At 61.4% G+C, this 18,819-nt stretch carries 14 protein-coding genes and 1 pseudogene; 8 read left to right on the top strand and 7 right to left on the bottom strand.

Features of this window, described 5'->3' with window-relative positions:
* Positions 1-5: 5 nt before the first annotated feature.
* Positions 6-674, bottom strand: a complete 669-nt coding sequence (locus tag GJV18_RS06165) for a TetR/AcrR family transcriptional regulator (RefSeq protein WP_160343824.1) — start codon at positions 672-674, stop codon at positions 6-8.
* Positions 675-764: 90 nt separating this feature from the next.
* Between GJV18_RS06165 and GJV18_RS06160 the strand changes: the two genes are divergently transcribed.
* Entirely contained in the window at positions 765-1,619 is an 855-nt protein-coding gene (locus GJV18_RS06160; protein WP_160343823.1) for a hypothetical protein, read from the top strand.
* Here the strand turns inward: GJV18_RS06160 and GJV18_RS06155 are convergent.
* The 4 genes from GJV18_RS06155 to GJV18_RS06140 all read right to left on the bottom strand — a co-directional run bounded on the left by GJV18_RS06155 (position 1,616) and on the right by GJV18_RS06140 (position 10,007).
* Positions 1,616-4,360, bottom strand: a complete 2,745-nt coding sequence (locus tag GJV18_RS06155; RefSeq protein ID WP_160343822.1) for a LuxR C-terminal-related transcriptional regulator — start codon at positions 4,358-4,360, stop codon at positions 1,616-1,618. The two genes, GJV18_RS06160 and GJV18_RS06155, sit on opposite strands and share 4 nt — an antisense overlap.
* A gap of 242 nt (positions 4,361-4,602) precedes the next feature.
* Positions 4,603-5,970, bottom strand: coding sequence for a DUF1329 domain-containing protein (locus GJV18_RS06150; protein WP_160343821.1), 1,368 nt, complete (start codon positions 5,968-5,970; stop codon positions 4,603-4,605).
* Between the two features lie 31 nt (positions 5,971-6,001).
* The gene (locus GJV18_RS06145; protein ID WP_160343820.1) at positions 6,002-7,954 is read right to left on the bottom strand and encodes a DUF1302 domain-containing protein; all 1,953 of its coding nucleotides are present in this window, start codon (positions 7,952-7,954) and stop codon (positions 6,002-6,004) included.
* A 370-nt stretch (positions 7,955-8,324) separates the two neighbouring features.
* On the bottom strand, positions 8,325-10,007 hold the full coding sequence (locus GJV18_RS06140; protein WP_160343819.1) for a fatty acid--CoA ligase: 1,683 nt from the start codon (positions 10,005-10,007) through the stop codon (positions 8,325-8,327).
* Between the two features lie 170 nt (positions 10,008-10,177).
* On the opposite strand from GJV18_RS06140, the gene GJV18_RS06135 reads away from it, so the two are divergent.
* Positions 10,178-11,353, top strand: a complete 1,176-nt coding sequence (locus GJV18_RS06135; RefSeq protein WP_160343818.1) for a thiolase family protein — start codon at positions 10,178-10,180, stop codon at positions 11,351-11,353.
* A 149-nt stretch (positions 11,354-11,502) separates the two neighbouring features.
* On the opposite strand, the gene GJV18_RS06130 is transcribed toward GJV18_RS06135, so the two are convergent.
* Positions 11,503-12,132, bottom strand: coding sequence for a LysE family transporter (locus tag GJV18_RS06130; protein ID WP_160343817.1), 630 nt, complete (start codon positions 12,130-12,132; stop codon positions 11,503-11,505).
* A gap of 80 nt (positions 12,133-12,212) precedes the next feature.
* Between GJV18_RS06130 and GJV18_RS06125 the strand changes: the two genes are divergently transcribed.
* The 4 genes from GJV18_RS06125 to GJV18_RS06110 all read left to right on the top strand — a co-directional run bounded on the left by GJV18_RS06125 (position 12,213) and on the right by GJV18_RS06110 (position 15,586).
* Positions 12,213-13,181: a 2-hydroxyacid dehydrogenase gene (locus tag GJV18_RS06125; RefSeq protein WP_160346007.1), complete on the top strand. Its 969-nt coding sequence runs from the start codon at positions 12,213-12,215 to the stop codon at positions 13,179-13,181.
* A gap of 32 nt (positions 13,182-13,213) precedes the next feature.
* Entirely contained in the window at positions 13,214-14,212 is a 999-nt protein-coding gene (locus GJV18_RS06120) for a class I SAM-dependent methyltransferase (RefSeq protein WP_160343816.1), read from the top strand.
* Positions 14,213-14,447: 235 nt separating this feature from the next.
* A complete protein-coding gene (locus GJV18_RS06115) occupies positions 14,448-15,026 on the top strand; it encodes a TMEM165/GDT1 family protein (protein ID WP_160343815.1) in 579 nt (192 codons plus the stop codon).
* Positions 15,027-15,142: 116 nt separating this feature from the next.
* The gene (locus GJV18_RS06110; RefSeq protein ID WP_160343814.1) at positions 15,143-15,586 is read left to right on the top strand and encodes a ketosteroid isomerase-related protein; all 444 of its coding nucleotides are present in this window, start codon (positions 15,143-15,145) and stop codon (positions 15,584-15,586) included.
* A gap of 81 nt (positions 15,587-15,667) precedes the next feature.
* Here GJV18_RS06110 and GJV18_RS06105 read toward each other — a convergent pair whose 3' ends face one another.
* Positions 15,668-16,489, bottom strand: a complete 822-nt coding sequence (locus tag GJV18_RS06105; RefSeq protein WP_160343813.1) for a M48 family metallopeptidase — start codon at positions 16,487-16,489, stop codon at positions 15,668-15,670.
* Positions 16,490-16,665: 176 nt separating this feature from the next.
* Here GJV18_RS06105 and GJV18_RS18845 point away from each other — a divergent pair.
* A pseudogene (locus tag GJV18_RS18845) lies at positions 16,666-17,946 on the top strand (HAMP domain-containing protein); the annotation flags it as partial.
* A 15-nt stretch (positions 17,947-17,961) separates the two neighbouring features.
* Positions 17,962-18,804, top strand: coding sequence for a methyl-accepting chemotaxis protein (locus tag GJV18_RS18840; RefSeq protein WP_407692351.1), 843 nt, complete (start codon positions 17,962-17,964; stop codon positions 18,802-18,804).
* The last annotated feature ends 15 nt before the right edge of the window (positions 18,805-18,819 follow it).

Raw genomic sequence — 18,819 nt, 5'->3', positions numbered from 1 at the left:
CCAACCTAGGTTGAGACGCGCACCCCACACAAGGAGGCAATCAGCAGTTGGCTGAGTACGCGCTTGGCCTGCTCGATCTCCTCACGACTGGCCGCCCGCCCCAGCAGATCCAGGGACGCCGCCTCCATCGCCCAGATCAACGCCCGGTAGGTCAACGGATCGTGCTGACGGCTATCGCCATGCAGGCGCTCGGCAAGCAGTCGCGCCATCTCGGCATGGGCGTGCTGGCGATGGGCAGCCAGAGGGGAGCCGGTGCGCAGGGCCTCTTCCTGCATCAGACGGATGATCGGCCCCACCGCCAGGTGATAGTCGAAGTAACGCTCCACCATGGCGCCCAGCCAGGCCTCGGGGCTACCGGCCATGCTCTGCATGGCCATAAAGCGCGACAGCAATAGCGCCACGGCGCTCTGGTAGATACCTTCGAGGACCTGCATCTTGTTCTCGAAATACTTGTAGAAAGTGCGCCGCGACACCTGGGCCGCGGCCAGCAGGTCATTGACCGTGGTCTCGCCGAGCCCTTTACGGGCAAATACGGCGATGGCCGTCAGCTGAATATGGGTGCGCTGCAAATGCCCAACCAGAGGCCCCTCGCCACCCTGCTCCTGCTGTCGATGCAGGGCACCATAACCGCCCAGGTCCTCGAAAACCGCCTGTACCGCGTCCGGCTCGGTCATCGCTCCTCCTTCGCCACCCAACCTTGGCGCGGGTGACGCCAAGCTTCGGGCTGATTACTCTAAGGCCTGACCTCTCTGCTGGATCCTGCCGTGCGCCTCACGCTAACACGCCGCCTCTACTCATTACTGGCCATCCTTTTGCTGGTGTGCGCCCTTCCCCTGCAGGCCACAGAGCTGTTTTATCTGGGACAGAAGATCCCCGACATTCACAAGCCCTGGAACAGTGCCGACTATCAGCAATTGCTAGAGGCGCTCAGCGTTATCGACCGCACCCAGGCCAATGCCCTGCCCCGACGCAGCGGCGAGTTCACCGGGCCGATCTACCAGCGCATGGTCAGCGAGGAAAATTTCCGCCCGCAGCTGAATATCTACGCCCCCCTTGAACTCAGGCAAAACGAAGCCCGCGAAGCACTGTTCCGCCTCAAGGAGCTGATGCGCTTGTATTTCGACTTCAAGGCCGCCCAGCAACCCTATGGTGCAGAGGCCCTGGGCCTGATGAGCTACTCACTGCGTCAGCAGGCGGTGCTGTTCACCCTGACCACCGAATTCTGGATGACCCTGGCCGAGAGCGAGCAGCGCAACCCGGTGCGCCTGCAGGGCCTGCATGAAACCAAGGCGGCCGCCGCCATGCTGATCTCCAGCGCGCTGGACTACCTGGGCCTGACCCGGCACTTCGCCCGCGACGAACTGGTGCTGTACAGCGCCGAACTGGGCAGGCTGCTGCCGGAACTGTTTATCCACCTGAGCAGCGAGGTACGCGAGCAGTTGCTAGAGCGCAGTGCCAAGCTGGCCGAGCAGCATGCCTACGCCGAAGTACGCACCAGCATGGCCGAACTGGTGCCGGTGCTACAGGGCCTGCAGGTCGATATGCAGGCCACTTTGAGCGCAGCGGATCAGGCCAAGCCCAAGCCCCGACCGCTGGATCTTTCGCTACCCGCTGATTAGGCCAGCAGCCCCAGCGCCTTGGCCCGCGCCACCGCCTGGGTGCGCCGTTCCACGGCCAGCTTGCTGTTGATATGGCGGGCGTGGGTTTTCACCGTATGCAGGGAAATAAACAGGCGCTCGCTGATTTCCTGATTCGAACAGCCCTGGGCGATCAGTTGCAGCACCGCCAGTTCCCGACTACTCAGCGCCTCAACCACAGCAGCGTTCTGCTCCGCGGATAATGGGGCCGCGGCACAGGCCCGCGGCAATTCAGCCAACAAGGCCGCCCGCAGCGCCGAGTCCGGCAGGCCCAGTAGCTGGCCGCGCAACCAGTCGGGCTGCGCCACCAGCAGTTCATGGAAAGGCAACAAGCCGCCGCCGGAGGACGCTTCCAATGCCTGGGCAAGGTATTGCCTCGCCTCCTGCTCCGCTCCGGTGTCCAGCAGCAGCGAGGTCAGCTGGGTCAGGGCCAGGGCCTGCAGCAACTGCCCCCCCGTGCCACGGGCGCGCTCAATCAACGCTCGCAGACGGCGCTCGGCCTCGGCCAGCTGACCGCGCTGGCGCTCCAGACGCGCCTGTTGCAAGTCCACATGCCAGGGCAGATAAGGGTGAAACTCCGGCGCGGCCGCCGCTTTCTCACCGCTGTAGGTCTGCGCCAGGCGGCTTAACCAGATGCCAGCCAGGTCCGTCTGCCCCTGCAACAGCCAAAGCTCGCACTTGCACAGTGTAATCATCGCCAGGTAGTAGATGGGGGGGATATCCCAGATGTGCATCAACCGCTCGGCCTCGGCCAGATGGGCATGGGCGGCAGACAGATCGCCGGCCCGCCCCTCCATGTTGGCCAGCACACAATGACCGATCAACAAGCTGATATCACGACAGGCCCGCGCCTCGACGATACCTGCCAACAAGCGCTCCCGAGCTTGCCTGGGCTGCAGGCGCAGACTCAGCAGAAAGCCCTCGTACAGCGTAAGGCGGGCACGAATCGCATACTGGCGCGGGCCAGACAGGCCACTGAGCCGCAACAAACCTCGCTGCACCTCTTGCAAGGCACGCTGAACCTCGCCCCGGGCCTGCAGCGCACGGGCCCGGTCATAATGAGCCAGCGCCTCAAACAACGGATTACCGACGCGCTGCGCAGAGTCCAGGGCTTCCCGGTTTAAGGTTCGCGCGCGCCACAGATCGCCCTGAACAATGGCCAGATTGGCCAGACTGGAGAGGCACATCAGGCGCTGGCCATAGCGATCCTCTGGCAGGCATCCCAATGCCTCGCTGCAATACTGCTGAGCCCGCGCCGTTTCACCACGACCGCGAGCGATCACTCCGCTCAAGGCCAGCCATTGAGCCAGCAACCCCTGCTGCTCGGCCTCGCTGGCAGCCGGCAAAAATCGCTGCAACTGACTCAACAACTCCTGCGCCGCATCCAGCTGGCAGGCCAGCGCCAGTGCCCAGCTGTACAGCAGAATCAGGCGCGGCGTGCTGGCCAGCAGACTGTCGGGCAGGTGCATCTTCCAACGCAGCAGGGTGGCCACATTCTGCTCCGCCAGCAACTGCTCCTCGGACAGGCTCTGCACCAGATTGGCCGCCACATCCGGCTGCCCGGCGCGCAGGGCCTGTTCGATGGCCTCATCCAGCAGGCCCTGAGTGCTGAACCAGCGACAGGCGCGCAAGTGCAGGCTAGAGGTCGCCTGAGTCAGGCCGGCACTGGGGCGACTGCGCAACAAATCGGAAAACAGGTGGTGGTAACGAAACCACTTGCCCTGCTCGTCCAGGGGCACAAGAAACACCTGATGCGCCTGCAAATGCTGCAAAATGGCCGCACTGTCGTAGCTGTCGCGCAGGGCATCGCACAGCTCGGCGCAAAAGCGTTCCTGGCTGGCGGTTTCGAAAAGAAAGGCCTGCACCTCGGCCGGTTGCCGCTCGATCACTTCTTCCAGCAGATAATCGCGAATCAGGCCTTCACCGCCATGGGGCATGGGTAGCAACCCCGCCCCCTCCTGAGCCTCCTGCGCGGTCAATGACCACAGGCGCAGTCCGGCGACCCAGCCCTCGCTGCGCTGCAACAGGGTATGCAGTTCCTCTTCCGTCAGGCGAGCACCCTGACGGGCGAGCAGCTCGGCGCTTTCGGCATCGTTCAGGCGCAGATCCTGCTCATGTAGCTCCAGCAGCTGCCGCGACAGCCGCAACCTGGCCAGATGCCAGTCAGGACGCTGACGGCTGGTGACCAGCAACAACAGGCCCGGCGGCAGATGATTGAGGAAAAACTGCAGGCAACGGTCGAGAACCGCCCCCTGGGCCAGGTGATAGTCATCCACCACCACCAGCACCGGACGGCTCGGCTCAAGGCGCAGCACCAGCTCATCGAGCAGACTGTCCAGCCACTCCTCGAACGCAAAAGGCTGATGGCGCTGGCGCAACCGCAGCAGCCCCATGGCCTCCTCACCCAACTGTGGGAAAAACTGCTGCAAGCCGCTGAGGACGCGCTCAAGAAAGCGCCCCGGATCGCTGTCGCGCTCGCTCAAGCCCAGCCACAGGCTTTGCCAATGGCTCGGCAGCGCCTCGCAAAACTCAATGGCCAGGGAGCTTTTGCCAAAACCCGCCGGAGCGCTGATCAGCAGCAGCCGCCCATCCAAGCCGGATAGCAAGTGCTCACAGAGATGAGGGCGGGGCACATAGCCTGCGGGCAAAGGCGGGCGAAAAAAATGCCCACCCACCGTAACGGGCGAAGAAACCAAGCCAGGCATGCGAAACAGATCAGTCATCAACCGGGTTCTTGTAGTCGACAGGCAGGGGCACTACCAATGCTCAGCAGCCTAGCGCCTTGCCGGGCGCATTTGAAGCCCCCTATGCCGGTCAACGCAAAACCTCTCTCCCAAGCTTGACCTAGTACATCGACGATGCGGCAGCTGTGCCGCGTACAACGCCCTACTTTCCAGACTATTTAAGCGACACCAATAAAAAACCGGCCCACTGGGGGCCGGTTCTTGTGTTGCAACAGCCGTACTTAGCGCACGCCCGCCTGGCGCAGAGCCGCCGGGGTGTAATCGCTTTCCTTGGCCGGGTAGTCGAACTCGTAGGCGCTCTTCTCCTCGTTCTTCATACCCAGAGCCAGGTAACGACCGGACAGCAGGTCGTACAGGGTCTCAACGCTGTACCACGGTACTTGCTTGTCGTAGTAGTACTGGGCATGCGCCTCAGCTACACGCCACAGGGTACCGCGACCGTCGTAGTGGTCGATCTGCGCAGCCTGCCAGGTGTCCTCATCGATGAAGAAGTCACGCTTGGCATAGATGTGGCGCTCGCCCGACTTCAGGGTCGCGGTCACATGCCATACACGGTGCAGTTCGTAACGGGTCAGATCCTGGTTGATATGGCCAGCCTTGATGATTTCGTCATACTTCAGCTTCGGCGAATCCAGACGGTAGCTGTTGTAAGGAATATAGATTTCCTTCTTGCCATTCAGGACCCAGTCATAACGGTCAGGAGCACCGTTATACATGTCGAAGTTGTCGGAAGTACGCAGACCATCAGCGGCGGTACCCGGACCATCATAGGACACCTGCGGAGCACGACGCACACGACGCTGACCGGCGTTGTACAGCCAGGCCAGACGCGGCTCCTTCACCTGGTTAAGGGTTTCGTGAACCAGCAGCACGTTACCGGCCAGACGCGACGGAGCGGTTACACGCTGCTTGAAGTAGAACAGCACGTTGCTCGGCTTGCTGGTATCGGCATCCTTCAGCGCACCACGGAAGGTGAACTCGTCCTGGAAGTAAACCATGCTGTAGGAGCCATTGGCCTGCGGAGTCGCCTGGGTGACCAGACGCTTCACGCTGCCGCCGCGGTAGCGGGTGATATGGTTCCAGATGGCTTCCAGACCGTCTTTCGGGATCGGGAACGGAATGGCCTGCTCGAAGTTCTCCAGACCGTTGCCACCTTCAACCATCTTGGTGTTGACGGCGTTACGCTTGGCCGCTTCCAGCACAAAGTCCGGCATGCTGGCCGAGCGATGGGTCGGGAATACCGGCATCTTGTAGGTTTCCGGATAACGCTTGAACAGGGCCAGTTGACCCGGAGTCAGCTTGTCCTTGTACTGCTCGGCGTTGGCCGCGGTGATGGTGAACAGCGGCTGCTCGCTGGGGAAGGGATCGGCCAGAAAGCCAGCAGAGTCCACGGTACCGGCATTCTTCGGCAGACCACCGGTCCAGGCCGGGATGGAACCATCGGCGTTACCCGCCATTTCCGCGCCGACCGGCGTCAGAGTAGTGCCCAGCTTGGCAGCCTCATCAGGCGATACCGCCGCCATTACGCTGCTGGCCAGCAGCGTAAGAGCCAGGGCGCCAGTTTGCAGCAGACCTTTTGTTGTTTTCATAGTCATAGTGTTCCTCAAAATTCCAGTCCGCTTAGAAGTTCATGCCAAAGCTGAGGGCGACGAAGTCGCGATCAACCGAGGTGTTGTACTTGCCACCGAAGAAATCGGTGTAGGACAGGCTGGCGGAGTAGGTGTTCTGGTAATCGGCATCCAGACCCAGGCTGATCGCCTTGGCGCCCTCGGTAAACAGGCCATTGGGACCGTAACCATCAACGTCATGGGACCAGGAAACACTGGGCTTCAGGTTTACACCGGCGAAAGCGTTCGGGTAATCCCAGATGGCACGGGCGCGGTAACCCCAAGCGGTGGAAGTTACGAAGCCATCATTATTACAGTGCTCGGTGAGGTTATCGAAGTTAGTATTACCCACTGCGCCCGCCAAGGTTGATTGGTTAAGCGCCTGGCAGGTATTGACACCATTTGTATCAGGGAGGGCACCCGGTCCAAATATTGGATCACGCCCATAGCGAACTTCGCTAGTGGACTCGAGCCCACCGACATGAACGACACCAATCTCACCAACCAAAGTTAAGCGACTAGCGCCCATAACTTGATCAAAGAAATGCGTGAACGTAGTTTGAAACTGAGTAATCTCCTTACGGCGATAACCATTCAGATCAGAACCAGCCGCCCCATCGAGCAGAGATGCGTTACCAAATAAAGCAAACGCCGGGTTCACATCCGCTAGCGGCCCAACGCCTGCAAACAAGATATCTGTCGTATTCAAAAGAACTGGCGCATTAGGACGATAGCTCAGCTCCCCCGCCCACGAAGTTCCGGTTGGCAGCGTAGTCGCAAAACTCAAACCATAAAGACGAATGTCTTCAGGGTACTCAAGGAAGTACTCGGAGTTCCCGGCGACCGCAAGCGCGGCTAAAGGTCCGAACTGAGCTGGCAAACCGGCGACTGCAGCAGCTGCAGATTGATAAACATCGAAGCCTGGAGCCGATGCACTAAAAGCAGGCGTTCGACTGTGATAATTCATAAAGTAGAGGCCGAACTCAGTATCAATAGGCTCGAACATATAGCGGAAGGCTAGGCCCCATTGACCACTATCACGGGCATCACGATCTCCACCGCGAGGAACAAGAGTACCCTCAAAGTTTTGGTCAATTGCCAAGTCAGGTCGATTAGGCAGTAAACCACCGGTTAAAGCATTAAGAGCAGCCAAGCGACCATTAATAAGCGCGCCTGCGTTAGGATCATTGGTTAGCAAGCGCAAGTTATCATCACAACCGTCTGCAATAATATCTGGCTGAGCAAAGAACGTACCGCAATTATCTACAACAGTCTGGTCCCACTCCAGCTGATAGAACGCCTCCATGGAGAGGTTCTCAGTCAGACTCTGGGCCACATAGAACATATTGACCGGAATCAGGCCTTCCTTGATTTCGGCACCCGGACGACGGAAGGCGGATACATCAACCGGGTTGATTTCATTGATACTGTTACGGATAAAAGTACTTTCACCCCAGCTGACCACCTGCTTACCCAAGCGCACGCTGCCCGGCTGATCGCCGATGGCATAGTTGTGGTAAACAAAGGCATCAAGAATTTGGGCACCGGAAGCCTGAGCCCCTTCTTTGCGATTGCTGTCACTGATGTCCTTGAACAGGCGGCTTTCATCTTTGGTTTCAAAGTCATACCAGTACTTGCCGCGAACAAAAACACCGGTGTCACCGTACTTCAGTTCCAGATCGTGGATACCCTTAAATATCTTGGAAAAGGTTTCACCCTTTTTAAAGTTTTGGCGCGAGTCATCGGTGGTCTGAGACAGACCCTTGCCACCATTGTTGACGCCAATCAAATCTGGATCCGCCCCACGCACCGACCAGCTTGCGCCCACCGACAGGGACGAATCGAACTGACCTTCGATCTCACCAATATTGAAAGTAACGCCGAACGCAGGTGCGGCGAGAGAGGTGGCGAGGCTGACTGCCAGGGGCAGTTTGGCCAGGCGCCAGATTTGCTGTGTTTTTGTCATCGACGCTACTCCATGTGTTTTTTGTTATGGATGGTGCGGACTATAGCCAGCGGGTACTGCTGCATGATCCCTCGAAAGTGTGATTTGCAGCTCCCAGGCACTCTGGCCTGCGGGTTTGGGTGCGAGGCACCGGCGGCAAGGTCCAGAATATGGGGTTAGCAGCAATTACCAAGCCAAACGCTTGTTTGACCCAATAGTCACGCGTAACGATTTGTACAGTTGCCAAATGGCCAACAAAATGTGGCTCAAGCCTGTCGGCCGCAACCAGCCTCTGGGCATCCCTTAAACCGCAGAGAATCCAGCAGCGGCAAGGCCCGCAGACCGATAGCCGTGACTCAGACGCAGACTTAGCTGCGCCCGAGCCCTGCACCTAGAGCGTGGACAGAAACGCGCTGCCGGCCGCCTGCCATTGGGCGATATCCACGCGGATACGTTTCTTGTCCAGCTTGCCGACACTGGTCTTGGGAATTTCGGTAACAAGGGCAATCTGAGTCGGTATCGCCCACTTATTGATATGGCCCATCTCCACGAAGGGGATCAGGTGCTCCTTGAGCCCCTTGGCATCCAGACTCTGCCCCTCACGCAGCACCAGCAAGGCAAAGGGTCGCTCGCCCCACTGCGGATCGGCCACCCCTACCACGGCCACTTCGCGCACGGCGGCGTGACGACTGATCAGGTCTTCCAGCTCCAGGGAGGAGATCCACTCGCCGCCGGTCTTGATCACATCCTTGATGCGATCGCGTATCTCGATAAAGCCCATGCTATCGATGGCCGCCACGTCGCCGGTATGCAGCCAGCCGTGTTCCCACAGCTCCTCACCTTTCTGCGGCTCACGGAAATACCCCTGGGTCAGCCAGGGCGCGCGCAGCACCAGCTCGCCCTGGGCCTCGCCATTGCTGGGCAACAGCTGACCATCGGCGCCCATGATGGCGGCCTCAACCAGCGGCACCGGCACACCAGCCTTGATCCGGTAGGTCGTGCGCTCATCCTCCGTCCCCGCCAGCAACTCTTCGTTGATATAAGCGCAGGAGATCAGCGGGCATGTTTCCGACATGCCATAGGCGGCGGTCAGCTGGATTCCTGTGGCCTTGGCGGCTTCATACAGGGCGCGATTGAGGGCACTGCCGCCGATAATCATGCGCAACCCGCCGAAATCGTGCCCCTTGGCGCTGGGGGTGTTCATCAGCATCTGCAAGATGGTCGGTACGCAGTGGGAGAAGGTGACCTTTTCCTGCTGGATCAGCTTCATCAGCAACTCCGGCTCGTAGCGCCCCGGATACACCTGCTTGACCCCGAGCATGGTGGCCACATAGGGCACGCCCCAGGCATGCACATGGAACATCGGCGTGATGGGCATATAGACATCGGCATTACCCAGCAAGCGGATGCTGTCCAGGGCGCTGACCGTGGCAGCCATCGACAGCGTGTGCAGGACCAGCTGGCGATGGGTGAAGTACACCCCCTTGGGGTTGCCGGTAGTACCGGTGGTGTAGAAGGTGGTGGCTACCGAGTTCTCGTCAAAATCAGCGAAGTCATAGCTGGGGCTGGCGGCGGCCAGCAGGCTCTCGTACTCGCCGACCAGGTTGGGCAGATCGGCGCTCTTGTCGGCTGCATCGGTGAGCAGAATGGTCTTTTCCACCGTGGTCAGCTGACTTTCGATGCCTTTGTACAGCGACACGAACTCGCTGTTGACCAGCACGAACTTATCTTCGGCATGGTTCATGGTGTAGAGGATCTGATCAGCGGAAAGGCGGATATTGATGGTGTGCAGCACCGCGCCGAGCATGGGGATGGCGAACATGCACTCCAGGTAACGGTGGCTGTCCCAGTCCATCACCGCCACGGTATCGCCGGCCTTGACCCCGGCTGCGGTCAGGGCATTCGCCAGCCGCGCGATACGCTCATTGAGGGTGGCATAGCTGTAACGCAATTGATCGCGGTAGACGATCTCACGGGTTTTCTCGTAGCGGCTGCCGGACAGCAGCAGGCGCTTGATCAACAGGGGCGATGAATGGGCGTTGTCGGCGGGCGCGATCACGCGGGTCTGCAGCATGGCGATACCTTTCTTGTCGGTTTTTCAGTGCAGCCAATCTAGAGCGCCGTACGGCCTGCCAAATCAGCCCAAAGAATGATTTGCCGGATGACTCTTTGGCCATTTCCGGTCACGCAGTAGAATCGGGGGCGACAGCGACTATTTATTCCGCTCTACAAGAGGATTTTTTGATGTCCGAGATTGTGATCGTCAGCGGCGCCCGCACCCCCATGGGCGGCTTTCAGGGCAGCCTGTCGAGCGTGCCTGCGGTTGATTTGGGCGCAGCCGCCATTCGCGCCGCGGTCGAGCGTGCCGGCATTGCCGCCGCCGATGTCGAAGAAGTGATCATGGGCTGCGTACTGCCCGCCGGCCTCAAGCAGGGCCCGGCACGCCAGGCCTCGCTGAACGCGGGCCTGCCTACCGCCACCGGCTGCACCACCATCAACAAGCTGTGCGGCTCGGGTATGAAGGCGGTGATGCTGGCCCATGATCTGCTCAAGGCCGGTACTAACAGCGTGATGATCGCCGGCGGCATGGAGAGCATGTCCAACGCTCCCTACATCATGACCAAGGCTCGCGCCGGCCTGCGCATGGGCCACGGTGAGATCAAGGACCATATGTTCTTCGACGGCCTGGAGGATGCCCGCACCGGCCGTCTGATGGGCTCCTTCGCCCAGGAAACCGCCGACCAGTACGGCATCACCCGCGAAGAAATGGATGCCTACGCCATCGAATCGCTCAAGCGTGCTCAGGCTGCCATCGCCAGCGGCGCCCTGGATGCCGAGATCGTGCCGATCACCGTCAGTGGCCGCAAGGGTGACGTGCTGGTCAAGGACGATGAGCAGCCACTGACCGCCAACCTGGAGAAGATCCCTGGCCTCAAGCCCGCCTTCCGCAAGGACGGCTCGATCACCGCGGCCAACGCCAGCTCCATCTCCGATGGTGCCAGCGCCCTGCTGCTGATGACGGCTGAAGAAGCCACCAAGCGCGGTCTCAAGCCGCTGGCGAAAATTGTCGGCCACGCCACCCAGAGCCAGGACCCGAGCGAGTTCACCATCGCCCCCATCGGCGCCATGAGCAATCTGTTCAAGAAGACCGGCTGGAGCAAGGACGACGTCGACCTGTTCGAGATCAACGAAGCCTTCGCCATGGTGACCATGCTGGCCATGCGTGAACACGGTCTGGATCATGCCAAGGTCAACGTCTATGGCGGCGCATGCGCCCAGGGCCACCCGGTCGGTTCCACCGGCTCGCGAATCATCCTGACCCTGATCAATGCCTTGAAGAACACCGGCGGCAAGCGCGGCGTCGCCTCGCTGTGCATCGGCGGTGGTGAAGCCACAGCCGTGGCAGTGGAACTGCTGTAAGGCAAAACGGCAGGGTATTGCGCCCTGCCGTTTTCTTATCTGTAGGGTGCGCCATGCGCACCGAAAACCCCGGGGATGCGGTGGTGCGCATGGCGCATCCTACACGCGCTCAGATACCCCCTGCCTTTGCCTGAGGCTGCGCCGCTCTTTCAGCGCAACTCGCTAAACGCCAGCTTGACGCCCAACCCCACCAGCACAGCCCCCATCACCCGGTCAAACCAGTGTCCCAGGCGGGCAAAGCCTGCGCGCACCCGGTCCTGGCTGAACAGCACCGCCACCAGGCAAAACCACAGGGCCGTGGCCACGGCCAGATAAAGACCATAGCCGGCCTGAATCGCCAGCGGCGTTTGCGGGTTGATCACCACGGTGAACAAGGAAAGGAAAAACAGCGTGGCCTTGGGGTTCAGGCCATTGGTGATAAAGCCCACGGAAAAGGCCTTGGCGGGCGTGCGCGCATCGGCATCCAGACTGATCTCGCCGCTACCGGCGGCTGCTGGCCGGGCCCGCAACGCCTTGATGCCGATATACAGCAGATAAGCCGCCGCCAGCCATTTCAGCGCATTGAACAGCACAATCGACTGCGACACGATCAAACCGATGCCCAGCAGTGAATAGGCGACGTGGATAAAGATTCCGGCCCCCACCCCCAGGGCGCAGAAGATCCCGGCCCGCCGCCCAAACCCCACGCTTTCACGCAGCACAATCGCGAAGTCCGGCCCCGGACTGGCCACCGCCAGCAGATGGATCAACGCCACGGTGAAAAATTCTGTCCAGTACATAGAGCGCTCCGGGGCACATGAGGATTCTGCTAGGCTCGCCACTGTAAAACCTGCCCAACCCCCCAGGATAGATACAGTTGATAAACAACAGTCTGCGCGCCGTCTTCCTTGACCATGCCTCTCTCGATCTGGGCGACCTTGACCTGACGCCCCTATATGACTGCTTCGCCGAGCTGACGCTGCACAGCCAGACCAGTCCCGATGCGGTGATCGAACGCCTGCAGGGTGTACACGTCGCCATCAGCAACAAGGTGCCGCTGAGCGCCGAAGTCTTTGCCGCCTGCCCCGAGCTGAAACTGGTGCTGGTGGCCGCCACCGGCACCAATCCCATTGATCTTGACGCCGCTCGCCAGCATGGCGTGGCCGTTTGCAACTGCCAGGGCTACGGCACGCCCTCGGTAGCCCAGCACAGCCTGATGTTACTGCTCGCCCTGGCTACTCGCCTGCCCGATTACCAGCGCGATATCCGTGCCGGACGCTGGAAGCAGGCCAGCCAGTTCTGCCTGCTGGATCACCCCATAGTCGAATTGCACGGCAAGACCCTGGGCCTGCTCGGCCATGGTGAGCTGGGCAGCGCGGTGGCGCGCCTGGCCGAGGCCTTTGGCATGCGCGTGCTGCTCGGCCAGTTACCGGGACGCCCACCCCGGGACGATCGCCTGCCCCTGGATAAACTGCTGCCGCAGGTGGACGCCCTCAGCCTGCACTGCCCACTTAACGAACACACCCTGGGCCTGATCGGCGCTAAAGAGTTGAGCCTGATGAAACCCCAGGCCTTCTTGATCAATACCGCACGAGGTGGTCTGGTGGACGAGCAGGCCCTGGCTGACGCCCTGCGCGCCGGTCACCTGGGCGGCGCAGCCTGTGATGTTTTGACCCAGGAACCACCAAAGGATGGCAACCCGCTGCTGGACGAGGATATCCCGCGCCTGATCATCACCCCGCACAGCGCCTGGGGCAGCCGTGAGGCACGTCAGCGTATCGTCGGCCAGCTGGCCGAAAATACCCGCGCCTACAGCACTGGCGCGCCCATTCGCCTGGTCAACGGGTAAACTACGCGCCTTTTTTCCAGCCAGAGGTGCCCATGGACCCACGAAGCGAAGTACTGCTGCGCCAGGCCGAACTGTTCCAGGGCCCTCTGCTGTTGGCCGGTCTACCCGCCGACGACCTGCTCGGCCAGTTGCCCGAGGCCCAGGGCTGGAGCTGGCATGCCGGGGAGCAGGCGCAGCTGGCGACACGATTTGCCGGACGCTGCCAGTTTGCTGTCAGCCCGCCTGCAACCGACTTCCAGGGCGCCGTGCTGTTTCTACCCAAATCCAGGGAGCTGACCGACTACCTGCTCAATAGCCTGGCCGCACGCCTGCCCGGGGGCGAACTGTTTCTGGTGGGCGAAAAACGCGCCGGTATCGAACGCGCCGCCAAACAGCTGAGCGCCTTCGGCAAACCACGCAAACTGGACAGCGCCCGCCACTGCCAACTGTGGCAGGTACGCATTGAACAGACGCCCGCCAGCCCCGAGCTGGAAAGCCTGGCCCGCCACTATGAGCTGCCCCTGGCCGATGGCCCGCTCAAGGTCGTCAGCCTGCCGGGCGTGTTCAGCCACGGTCGCCTGGATGTGGGCAGCGCCCTGCTGCTGGAACATCTAAATAGACTGCCGGCAGGTCATCTGCTGGACTTTGGCTGCGGCGCCGGAGTGCTGGGGGCCACGCTCAAACGCCGCTATCCAGACAGCCAGGTCAGCCTGCTTGACGTGGACGCCTTCGCTATTGCCAGCAGCCGTCTGACCCTGGCCGCCAATGGCCTGGAGGCCGAGGTGATTGCCGGCGACGGCATCGACGCCGCCCCCCGCGGGCTTAGCTCCATCCTCAGCAACCCGCCCTTCCACCAGGGCGTGCATACCCATTACCAGGCCACCGAAAATCTGCTTCGGCAGGCGGCCGCGCACCTGCAGAAAACCGGCGAGTTGCGCCTGGTGGCCAACAGCTTTCTCAAATACCCGCCCCTGATCGAGCAGCACCTGGGCCCATGCCAGACTTTGGCCGAGGCCAATGGTTTCAGAATCTACCGGGCGCAGAGAAACTGACTTGATCAATACCCCGAAGCTGGGCAGAATGCGCCCGTCCTAGGGGAGTAGTCTCCCGCAAGCTCAAGCTTGCCCGGCACCCGTCAACATACTTGCTCCACAGAGCATGGCGCGTGCGACCCGTGGTTCCGCCAGGAGCCCAGGGTTTGACAAGACCTATGACACGCACACCTGACCCGGGGCGGGAAGGTTGTACGTGTCATAGCCGTGTCGACCCGCCCCGTTAGGAAAGCCCATGCTCGAATCCCTGTTTATCCCCACCCTGATCGTGGCCCTGGCCGAAATCGGCGACAAGACCCAATTGCTCGCCCTGCTGCTGGCCGCGCGCTTTCGCCGGCCCTGGCCGATCATCTGGGGCATCGTCGTGGCCACCCTGGCCAATCACTTTGCCGCCGGCGCCGTGGGCAACTGGGTCGCCAGCTTTTTCTCGCCGTCGACCCTGGGCTGGATACTCGCTGCCAGCTTTGTTGCCGTGGCCGCCTGGACCCTGATCCCGGACCAGCTGGACGATGACGAAGCCTCAGGCCTGAAGAAATACGGTCCCTTCCTCACCACCCTGATTGCCTTTTTTATTGCCGAAATGGGCGACAAGACCCAGGTCGCCACGGTGATGCTGGCGGCCCAGTACCCGCACTTCGTCCTGGTGGTTCTCGGCACCACCCTGGGCATGCTGATTGCCAACGTCCCGGTGGTGCTGGCCGGCAACTTCGCCGCCGAACGCCTGCCGCTGACCCTGATCCGCCGCCTGGCCGCCTGCGCCTTTCTGGCCCTGGCGCTCTATGCCGCCTGGCAGGCCTGGCACCTGGCGGGCTGAGGCGACATCCGGATGACGCCATCGATCTGGCGCTTCGGCCAATGCAAGACAGGCCGAGGTTACTGCTACAGTGCGCCAGATCTTGCTCAACCCATCATGTTGTCAGGGAGATAGAGATGTCACTGGATGATCGTAAGAAGCTGGTTCGCCACCATATAGACCTGTCCTGGAATAAAGGTCGCATGGCCCTGGTGGAACAGCTGCACAGCAAGGACTTCCTGTACAAGAGCTCCTTTATTGGCCGCCCCCTCACCAGTCCGGCCTTCGTGCAGATGGTGCAGGACATCCGTCACGCCATGCCGGACCTGCAGGTGGTGATCGAGGAATGCATCGCCGAAGACTATAAGGTGGTGAGCTGGAGCACCCTGATCGGCACCATCCAGAAACCGGCACTGGGCTATCCGCCCAGTGACAAGATCCTGAGCATCTCGGCCATGGCCTTCTGGACCTTCAATCCAGCCAACGAGATCCAGGAAATCTGCACCATGTTCGATATGGAAAGTTTCCGCGCCCAGCTAGGGCTTAGCACCCAGCCCTTCGCCGAAAAGGCCCTGCCCTGAGTAACGAAGGCGCGCAGGTTATACAGCCTGCGCGCCTTCGTGGATCCAGCCCGGTGCGCACGGCGCACCCTACCTACTGTCTTAACGCGCGGCCTTGGCTTGCTGATACAACGGCATCACCCGCGGAATCGCCGCCTGCAACGCGGCAATGCGGCTGCTCGAAGAAGGGTGGGTGCTCATAAACTCCGGCGGCGCACCACCACCGGCCTGAGCCATCTTCTGCCACAGGCTGATCGCCGCATTGGGGTCATAACCACCCCGAGCCGCCAGCTCCAGACCGATCAGATCGGCCTCGTTCTCGTTACCCCGGCTGTTGGGCAGGGTCAGGCTGTACTGCACCACAGTGTCGGCCAGGGCCATGCCAGTCTCGCCCAGCCCCAGCAGCGCGCCGGCGCCCTGCTTGGCCATGGCCACGCCATAGGCGCGGGACATGGCCTCGCGGCTGTGTTCGCGCAGGGCATGGGCCATCTCATGGCCCATGATGGCGGCAATCTCGTCATCGCTCAGCTGCAGCTTCTCGATAATGCCGCTGTAGAAGATGATCTTGCCGCCCGGCCCGCAGTTGGCATTGAGCTCAGGGCTCTTGATCAGATTGACTTCCCACTGCCACTGGGCCGCATCCGGGCGAAAGATCGGAGCATGGACAATCAGGCGATTGGCAATGCGCTGCAGGCGTTTGGCATTGGTGCTGGTCTTGTCCAGCACGCCCTTGCTGGACGCCTCCCCCAGCGTCTGCTGATAGGACTGGGCATACATCTGATTGACTTCCTGGGTCGAGAGCATGCTGAACATATACTGCTTGCGCTCAACCCCCACCGCACCACCGCTGGTGGTATTCACCGCCTGACAGGCCGCCAGCAGCGAGCAACAGGCCAGGCTGGCCAGACGAAATGGCATATTCATGTACGTTCTCCTTCACGACAGGGGCCGTATGCTAGGGCGTGCTTTTACCTAAAACAACCCGCGCGACTTGCACTATGACCGCCAAGCTTCTTTGCTAGTTGCAGGAGCGCTAATGCTTTAGTCATTAGCGGCCGATACGCCAGGGACAGGCGCAGTCCATGCGTTGAGGAGTCCCCATGCGATTCAAGTCGATCCAGTTTTCCGTCGCCCTTCTGGCCGGCGCAAGCATTCTGGCCGTGGTCGTGGCACTTGTGCTGTACGCCCTGTTCGCCGGTAGTCGTACCCAGGAGCTGGTGCAGCAGCGTACCCAGAGCCTGTTACAGGCCACCATCAACCAGCGTCTGGAAGCCATTGCCGACGCCCAGGTCGGCAAGCTGCAACGCCAGTTCGAGCAGCCCATGCTGGTGGCCAAGGCCATCGCCACCCTCAACAGCCGCCTGGGCCAGCCCATGTCCGACGGCACGGTGCTGAGCATCAGCCGCGAGGAGCTCAGCGCCCTGGTTGGCGAATACCTGCAGGACAACCCCGACCTGATCGACGTTTATATCGGCTGGGAAGCCAATGCCTTCGACCAGGACGACGATCTCTACGCCGGTCAGACAGAAAACGGTTATGACGCCAGCGGACGCTTTATGCCCTGGTGGTACCGCGACGGCGGCCAGCTCAAGCGCGAGCCGCTGACCGTCGAGCAGATGGAAAGCGAGGAGCGCCAGCCGACTGGCGTGCGTACCGGCGAGTACTACCTGTGCCCCAAGGAAACCGGCAAGCCCTGCGTGATCGACCCGGCGTCCTATGACTTCGGCGGCAAGCAGGTGCTGGTCGCCTCCTTCAATGCGCCAATCATGGTAGACGGCCAGTTCAAGGGCATTGCCGGTAACGACCTGGCCCTGGACTTTATCCAGGACCTGCTCAACCAGGCCAAGCAGCAGCTCTATGCCGGGGCCGGCGAACTGGCGCTGATTTCCGCCAATGGCAGCCTGATCGCGGCGACCAAGGACGCCAGCCTGATCACCCAGCCCGCCGAGAAGGCGCTCGACCCCGAATTGCTGCAGGCCTTCAGGCAGAACGGCGGCGACAAGCCCATCCTGCGTCTGGATGCCGGGGGCGAAAACGTGCAGCTGCTGCAGCCCTTCCGCGTTGCCGGCACCGAAACCCGCTGGACCCTGGCCATCGCGCTGCCCACAGAAGCCGTACTGACCGAACTGCATCAACTGCAGAATGACCTGGCTGCGCAAGCCAACGAAGATACCCTGGGCATGGCTCTGGTCGGCCTGCTGGTCGCCGCCCTTGGCCTGCTGGTGATCTGGCTGGTCAGCTATGGCATCGCCAAACCCCTCAAGCAGATGGTGGCCATGCTCGACGATATTGCCCAGGGCGACGGTGACCTGACGCGGCGCCTGGAGGTGGATCGCGCCGACGAGCTGGGAGCGATCGCCAAGGGGTTCAACACCTTCCTCGGCAAGCTGCAGAGCATGATCACCCAGGTGGTCAGCTCGGTGCAGAAGGTCAGCGACTCCTCGGAACACACCGCCGATATCGCCATTCGCACCAACCAGGGCATGCAGAAACAGCTGGCCGAAATTGATCAGGTGGCCACCGCCGTGCATGAAATGACGGCTACCGCACAGGACGTGGCCCGTAATGCCACGCAGGCGGCAGAGGCTGCCAGTCACGCCGACCAGGCTGCCCACCAGGGCCGCCAGACAGTTCAGCTCACCGCCGATTCGATTGCCGCCCTGGCTGCGGAAATCGGCCGCGCCGTCGGTGTGGTGCAGACCCTGGCTAAGGACAGCGAGAACATCAACGCCATCCTGGTGGCCATCCGCGGAATTGCCGAGCAGACCAACCTGCTGGCGCTGAACGCGGCCATCGAAGCGGCGCGCGCCGGCGAACAGGGGCGCGGCTTTGCCGTGGTGGCGGATGAGGTGCGCAATCTGGCGCAGAAAACCCAACAGGCCACGGAAGAAATCCAGAGCATGATCCAGCAACTGCAGCAGGGCACGCGTGATGTGGTGCGGGTCATGGAGGACAGCCAGAACAAGACCGAAACCAGCGTGCAACAGGCCAGCGCGGCCGCCCAGGCCCTGAACGACATTACCCAGGCGGTGTCGGTGATCAACGACATGAACACCCAGATCGCCAGCGCCGCCGAGGAGCAGAGTGCCGTCGCCGAGGATATCAACCGCAACGTCACCAATATTGGCCAGGTGGCCAATGAGGTTGCCGGTGGCGCCGATGAGGCCAGCCAGGCCAGTGCTGAACTGACCAAGCTGGCCGAACAGCAGCGCCGGCTGATCAACCAGTTCAAGGTCTAGACCGAACCGCGCTGC

The sequence above is a fragment of the Pseudomonas xionganensis genome (assembly GCF_009763245.1).
In the GTDB taxonomy this organism is placed as follows: Bacteria; Pseudomonadota; Gammaproteobacteria; order Pseudomonadales; family Pseudomonadaceae; genus Aquipseudomonas; species Aquipseudomonas xionganensis.
This window is presented reverse-complemented; position numbering and strand designations above follow the sequence as displayed.